Consider the following 6,052-nt stretch of genomic DNA (forward strand, 5'->3'; position numbering starts at 1 on the left):
CCGGTGGAGCGGATGATGCGGGACGCGAAGATCACCCAGATCTACGAGGGCACCAACCAGGTCCAGCGGATCGTGATGGCCCGCAACCTGCCGTAACGACGGCCCGACGGGCCCCGACGGCCGGCCGGTCCAGCCGACCGGCCGTCGGGGCCGCCCCGTCGCGCCGATGCTAAGTTCCGGAGAATGAGCGAGAAGGAAGAGCAGGACCTGCCCATGAACGACGGGCCCTCGAAGCCGGCCATGCGCGAGGCGCTGGTGGCCGCGGCCTTCGAACTCTTCCTGGAGCGCGGCTTCGAGCAGACGACGGTCGACGACATCGTCTCGCTCGCCGGTGTCGGCCGGCGCTCCTTCTTCCGCTACTTCCCGGCCAAGGAGGACGTGGTCTTCCCCGACCACGAGCGCAGCCTCGCCGAGATGACGGAGTTCCTGGAGTCCGGCAGCGGTGAGGAGGACCCGGTCCGGCACGCCTGCGAGGCGGCCCGCCTGGTCCTGCGGATGTACGCGGAGCAGCCCTCCTTCTCCGTCCAGCGCTACCGCCTCACCCGCAAGGTCCCCGGCCTGCGCGCGTACGAGCTGTCGGTGGTCTGGCGCTACGAGCACACCCTCGCCGCCTACCTGCGCGGCCGCTTCGCCGCCCGCCCGGACGGCCCGCTGCGCGCCGACGTGATCGCCGCCGCCGTGGTCGCCGCGCACAACCACGCCCTGCGCACCTGGCTGCGCTCGGGCGGCGAGAGCGACTGGGTGGCCGAGGTGGACGCGGCGATGGCCTTCGTCACCTCCACCTGGAGCGACCGCCCCGCCGACGCGGCCCAGGAGGGCGAGGGCCCGGGCGACGACGTGGTCGTGCTGGTCGCCAGCCGCCACGCGCCGCTCTGGCGGATGGTCCAGGGCATCGAGAGCGCCATCGGCGACTCCCGCCGGATCTGACGACGACGGTCGGGTCACGACGATCGGGCCACGGCGGTCGGGTCACGACGGCCGGGTCACGGCGGAATCCGACGGGCCGCCGGCCCCGATCCGCCTTCCCGCGCACCCTCCTGACCGATCGTCCGTCGGTCCCACCGCTGTGCGCGCCGCTGCCCGCCCGCCCGCGCCCCGGCCGCCGGCAAAGTCCCGCAAAACAAAGAGAACCCCAGATCAACTGGGGTTCTCTCGTCGGTGTCCGAGGGGGGACTTGAACCCCCACGCCCGATAAAGGGCACTAGCACCTCAAGCTAGCGCGTCTGCCATTCCGCCACCCGGACTAGGTGTCGCCCTCGCGGCTTCCGATCTCTCGTCCGTCGCGCTGACAGATGTAACTGTAGCAAAGATCGGCTTGAGCTCCCAAAACGGCTCCGGAGCGGGCGGACGTGCTGGTGGCGGGGCTGGCGGCGGGGGCGGGGGGTGGTCTGTGGCGGGGGTGTGACCAGCGGGTTTCGGGGGCGTGCGGGGGGTGGATCGCGATCGAGGGCTGGGGGAGGATGGGCGGACGTGCTCGTACGGCCCGGGTGCAGGTCCTGGGGGTGGCGCGCTGGTGCGTCGGTGCGGGCCAAAGACGAGGAGTGACCGTGAGCGAGCGGAGCGAGTCGGCGGCGCCGAAGGTGACGGCTGAGTCGGAGGTCGCCGAGATCTGTCGCGATCTGATCCGGATCGACACCAGCAACTACGGTGACGGCTCCGGCCCGGGCGAGCGCAAGGCGGCCGAGTACGTGGCCGAGCAGCTCGCGGAGTTCGGGATCGAGCCGCAGATCTTCGAGTCGGCCAAGGGGCGGGCCTCGACGGTGGTCCGGATCGAGGGCGAGGACCGGTCCCGTCCCGGCCTGCTGATCCACGGCCACACCGACGTGGTGCCGGCCAATGCCGCGGACTGGACGTACGACCCCTTCGGCGGCGAGATCGCCGACGGCTGCGTCTGGGGGCGCGGCGCGGTCGACATGAAGGACATGGACGCGATGACCCTCGCCGTCGTCCGTGACCGGCTGCGCACCGGCCGCAAGCCCCCGCGCGACCTGGTGCTCGCCTTCCTCGCGGACGAGGAGGCGGGCGGCACGTACGGCGCCCGCTTCCTGGTGGACAAGCACCCGGAGCTGTTCGAGGGCGTGACCGAGGGCATCGGCGAGGTCGGCGGCTTCTCCTTCACCGTCAACGACCAGGCCCGGTTCTACCTGGTGGAGACGGCCGAGAAGGGCATGCACTGGATGCGCCTGACGGTCGAGGGCCGGGCCGGGCACGGCTCGATGTCGAACGACGACAACGCGATCACTGAGCTGTGCGAGGCCGTCGCCCGGCTCGGCCGCCACAAGTTCCCGCTGCGGATCACCCCGAGCGTGCGGGCCTTCCTGGACGAGCTGTCGGACGTCCTCGGGTACCGGCTGGACCCGGAGGACATGGACGAGGTGGTCCGCGTGCTCGGCGGCATCGCCAAGATGATCGGCACCACGTTCCGCAACACCGCCCAGCCGACCATGCTCGGCGCCGGCTACAAGGTGAACGTGATCCCCGGTCAGGCCACCGCCCACGTGGACGGGCGCTTCCTGCCCGGCTACGAGGAGGAGTTCCTCGCCGAGCTGGACAGCGTGCTGGGCCCGCGCGTGAAGCGGGAGAGCCTGCACTCGGACCGGGCGATCGAGACCGACTTCGACGGCGCGCTGGTCGAGGCCATGCAGACCGCGCTGCGGGCGGAGGACCCGATCGCCCGGGCGGTGCCGTACTGCCTGTCGGGCGGGACGGACGCCAAGTCCTTCCAGGACCTGGGCATCCGCTGCTTCGGCTTCGCGCCGTTGCAGTTGCCGCCGGAGCTGGACTTCGCCGGGATGTTCCACGGCGTGGACGAGCGGGTGCCGGTGGACGGGTTGAAGTTCGGCGTCCGGGTGCTGGACCGCTTCATCGACGCCTGCTGATCGATCGACCGACCGATCGATCGACGTCTGCTGATCAGGCGACTGGGTCGGCCCGCTCCCGGACTGCCGGGGGCGGGCCGACCGCATTGTCGGAGCGCATGATTGTGGGACGGGTGGAAAGCGATCAACAGAAACGATTCTGCTTGCCATTCAGCGCCGGTCGTCTGTGCGAAGGATCACCGTTGCGGGTGAATGGGAAATCTGTTCCGTACCCCGTTTGCCGCAGCGTCGTTCATTCCTTTGCAGCCCGCCGAACGGGTTGCGTTGTCCGTACAGGAGGAATGATGAAGATCAAGAAGATCGCCGCTGTCGCCGCCGCCACCGGTGGCCTGGTGCTCGCCGCCGCCGGTGTCGCGTCCGCTCACGGCGGTGCCGGTGCCGAGGGTGTGGCCGCAGGTTCCCCGGGTGTCGTCTCGGGCAACCAGGTCCAGGTCCCGGTCCACGTGCCGGTGAACCTGTGCGGCAACACCGTCAGCGTGATCGGCGTGCTGAACCCGGCGTTCGGCAACCACTGCGCCAACTTCTGAGCCGACCTCCGGGCCGCTGAGGCCCGTTGAGCCGGGCTCGGTACGGCCCCCGGGCGGCGGACGCGCCGCGCCGGGGGCCTTTGCGTGCCGGGGCTTCTGCATACCAGGGGCCTTGGCGAACCGGACTCGACAAGGTTCGAACGCCCAGATCGCTCGATCGGGTGAAGCTGCTTCGTTCGGCTCAACCTCCCCGTTGGCCTCTCGTTGACTCCTGTGCAGTCAAAGGCCTTGCGCGATTTCCGGATATACGGAAATTCCGACTTTCATACGAGTTCATGCCAAGGTCGCCACGCCGTCTCGAAACGTCAGGGGAAATCATGAGGAATGTCGCCAAGAAGGGGATCCTCACTGCCGTGGCCACCGGCAGCGTGCTGGCCTCGACCGCCGGCTACGCCTACGCGGGCGCCGAGGCGCAGGGGGGTGCCACAGGATCACCGGGTGTCGCCTCCGGGAACTCGGTGCAGGTGCCGGTCGAGGTACCGATCAACGCCTGTGGCAACACGGTCGACGTGATCGGCGCCCTGAACCCGACGTACGGCAACCACTGTGCCAATGCCTCCGGCGGCGGCCGCCACGCCGCCCCGCGGCCCGGCCAGGGCGGCCAGGGCGGCCACCCCGGGGGCGTCGCCGGTTCCGGTGCGGGTGCCTCCCGGGGCTCCTCCGCCTCCGGTGCCTCCGCGAGCGGTGCCGCGGCGAACTCGGCCGGGGTGATCTCCGGCAACAGCGTCCAGGCCCCGGTGCACGTCCCGGTCAACGCCTGCGGCAACTCCGTGAACGTGGTGGGCGTCGGCAACCCGGCCTTCGGCAACGAGTGCGGCAACGTGGCCCACCCCGCCCCGAACCCGGCCCCGAAGCCGACCGACGACTGCCCCGAGGGCCACACCCCGCCGCCGTCGACCGGTGGCGACACCGGCACGGGCGGCCCGCGCAACGGCGGCCCGTCGACCGGTGTCACCCCGAGCACCCCGGTCGCCCAGCCGTCGAGCAACGGCGGCACCCAGGCCGTCCCGGCCGCCGCCCGCACCAGCGCCCCGGCCGCCCAGAGCGTCGCCGCGAACAGCGAGCTCGCCCACACCGGCGCCGGTGACGTGGAGATGCTCGGCGCCGCCGGGCTCGCGCTGCTGATCGGCGGCGGCGTGCTCTACCGCCGGGCCCGCGCCGGCGCCCGCTGAGTCCACCGGACCCGCTCGCGGTTGCTGTCGACGGGCAGGGTGAACAGCTGAACAGATGAACGGACGCACCCGCGGCCGCCCGGTTCGAACCGGGCGGCCGCGGATGCGTGAAGTCTCGGCGCGCACTGGTTCGGTGCGCGCTGGTTCGGTGTGCGGCGACTCGGGGTGAGGTGCCCCGCCCGTCACCAGCTCCGGATCTGCCGGATGATCCGTCGCTTGAGTCGGACCGTCCGGCTGCCGTCGGGGAACAGTCGCAGTCGGTCGAGCTCCCAGTGCCCGTACTCGGCGTGCTCGGTGAGTAGTTGGCGCGCCGCGTTGCGGGTGGTACCGCGCGGCATGCGCAGCGACTGGTACTCGTACTCCGGCTGCCGGACCGGCTTCGGTGGGGTCAAAACGCTCCTCCTGAGGATCACCTGCACGCAAGCCTACGGCCTGCCCCGGACAGTCGGCCGGGGTATTTCCGGCCGTCCTCCCGCCCCGGTGCGGCGGTTCGACGGCGCCCGGTCCGGAGGCCCGTCTGACAGTGCATCAGTTCTGTTGCTGCTGTGGAGGGGATACCCCGATACCGGCGCGCGAAGCGGTACCCGGACGGCCCCGCCGGACCGCCTGCGCGCCCTCTGCGCCCGCCCCGCGCCGGTCCCGGTGGGGGACAGAACGCACGGAATCGGACATCAGGGGGGAAGTTGCGGTGAAATCGCGGGTGTAGGTGACAACCGCTGTGCGTACCGGCGCCGCGGGGAGATAGCGTCTGCACCATGTCTGATGCCGCGCAGCCCACCATTGCCGAGGTACGCGCCGCCGCTGAGGCGGTCAAGGCCGCCATCGACCGTCATCTGGAAGCGGTGTCAAGCCCCAACGCAGCTGATGATCCCGCCGTCACCGCTGCCTACGAGCAGCTCGCGACGGCGGCCATCGCCTACGACCAACTCCTGTACGAGGTCTACGACGAGGTCACCCCCTTCGAGATCCCCGGCGACGAGGGACCGGGCGGCTACCACGGCCCGGAGCAGCCCGAGGCGATCAGCGTGCTGATCCGCCGCGACTACCACGTGGTCGACCCCAAGCGGCTGCGCGCGCAGGCCGAGCGGCTCGACGAGTCGTTGACCCCGGGGGGTGCCGGCGGCGTGAACTCCGCGATCGGCGTGCTGTTCGGCGAGTACGAGCCGGACGAGATCGCCGCCCGCAGTGAGGAGTTCGGCCTGGAGGAGGCGGACTCGACGCTCTGGGTGGCGGCGGCCGAGCCGACCGAGCCGGGGGAGTGGCTGCCGGAGCCCTTCGAGCACGCGGACCCGCAGTTGCTGATCTGCCGGTTCGACGTGAGCGAGGTCTACGACGACGAGGACCCGGACGACTGACGTCGGACGAACGTGTGAGGGGCGGGGCCCGGGAACCCGGCGGGCCCCGCGCCACGTAGGTGGTGTGGGGGGGGTCCGCGGGTCTCGGCGGGCGGCGGCCCCAGCCGCGGGGAAGTGAG

The 6,052-nt window shown here is 71.3% G+C and carries 7 protein-coding genes and 1 tRNA gene; 6 read left to right on the forward strand and 2 right to left on the reverse strand.

Annotated elements, in window-relative coordinates:
- Positions 1-96: acyl-CoA dehydrogenase family protein (locus ACFXOZ_RS41810; RefSeq protein WP_157849844.1), on the forward strand; the 96-nt coding region annotated here is incomplete at its 5' end.
- A gap of 87 nt (positions 97-183) precedes the next feature.
- Positions 184-927 carry a TetR family transcriptional regulator gene (locus ACFXOZ_RS41815; protein WP_375897271.1) on the forward strand — a complete coding sequence of 248 codons (744 nt, stop codon included), beginning with the start codon at positions 184-186 and terminating at the stop codon, positions 925-927.
- A gap of 232 nt (positions 928-1,159) precedes the next feature.
- Here ACFXOZ_RS41815 and ACFXOZ_RS41820 read toward each other — a convergent pair.
- Positions 1,160-1,244, reverse strand: a tRNA-Leu gene (locus ACFXOZ_RS41820).
- Between the two features lie 303 nt (positions 1,245-1,547).
- On the opposite strand from ACFXOZ_RS41820, the gene ACFXOZ_RS41825 reads away from it, so the two are divergent.
- From ACFXOZ_RS41825 to ACFXOZ_RS41835, 3 genes are all read left to right on the forward strand, one after another.
- Positions 1,548-2,879 carry a M20/M25/M40 family metallo-hydrolase gene (locus ACFXOZ_RS41825; protein ID WP_360246117.1) on the forward strand — a complete coding sequence of 444 codons (1,332 nt, stop codon included), beginning with the start codon at positions 1,548-1,550 and terminating at the stop codon, positions 2,877-2,879.
- Positions 2,880-3,163: 284 nt separating this feature from the next.
- A complete protein-coding gene (locus ACFXOZ_RS41830; protein ID WP_375897268.1) occupies positions 3,164-3,406 on the forward strand; it encodes a chaplin in 243 nt (80 codons plus the stop codon).
- Positions 3,407-3,723: 317 nt separating this feature from the next.
- Positions 3,724-4,578 (forward strand): chaplin, encoded by an 855-nt coding sequence (locus ACFXOZ_RS41835; protein WP_380595294.1) that lies wholly within the window; start codon positions 3,724-3,726, stop codon positions 4,576-4,578.
- 182 nt (positions 4,579-4,760) lie between these two features.
- Here the strand turns inward: ACFXOZ_RS41835 and ACFXOZ_RS41840 are convergent, their stop codons facing one another.
- Entirely contained in the window at positions 4,761-4,970 is a 210-nt protein-coding gene (locus ACFXOZ_RS41840) for a DUF5703 family protein (protein WP_350517275.1), read from the reverse strand.
- A 363-nt stretch (positions 4,971-5,333) separates the two neighbouring features.
- On the opposite strand from ACFXOZ_RS41840, the gene ACFXOZ_RS41845 reads away from it, so the two are divergent.
- Positions 5,334-5,933 carry a hypothetical protein gene (locus tag ACFXOZ_RS41845; protein WP_375897262.1) on the forward strand — a complete coding sequence of 200 codons (600 nt, stop codon included), beginning with the start codon at positions 5,334-5,336 and terminating at the stop codon, positions 5,931-5,933.
- The last annotated feature ends 119 nt before the right edge of the window (positions 5,934-6,052 follow it).

Source organism: Kitasatospora sp. NPDC059160 (assembly GCF_042755465.1).
Classification (GTDB): domain Bacteria; phylum Actinomycetota; class Actinomycetes; order Streptomycetales; family Streptomycetaceae; genus Kitasatospora.

Excerpts from the sequence above, each read along its gene's own strand:
- ACFXOZ_RS41830 (WP_375897268.1), top strand. The coding sequence starts at position 3,164 with ATGAAGATCAAGAAGATCGCCGCTGTCGCCGCCGCCACCGGTGGCCTG.
- ACFXOZ_RS41845 (WP_375897262.1), top strand. The coding sequence starts at position 5,334 with ATGTCTGATGCCGCGCAGCCCACCATTGCCGAGGTACGCGCCGCCGCT.
- ACFXOZ_RS41835 (WP_380595294.1), top strand. The coding sequence starts at position 3,724 with ATGAGGAATGTCGCCAAGAAGGGGATCCTCACTGCCGTGGCCACCGGC.
- ACFXOZ_RS41815 (WP_375897271.1), top strand. The coding sequence starts at position 184 with ATGAGCGAGAAGGAAGAGCAGGACCTGCCCATGAACGACGGGCCCTCG.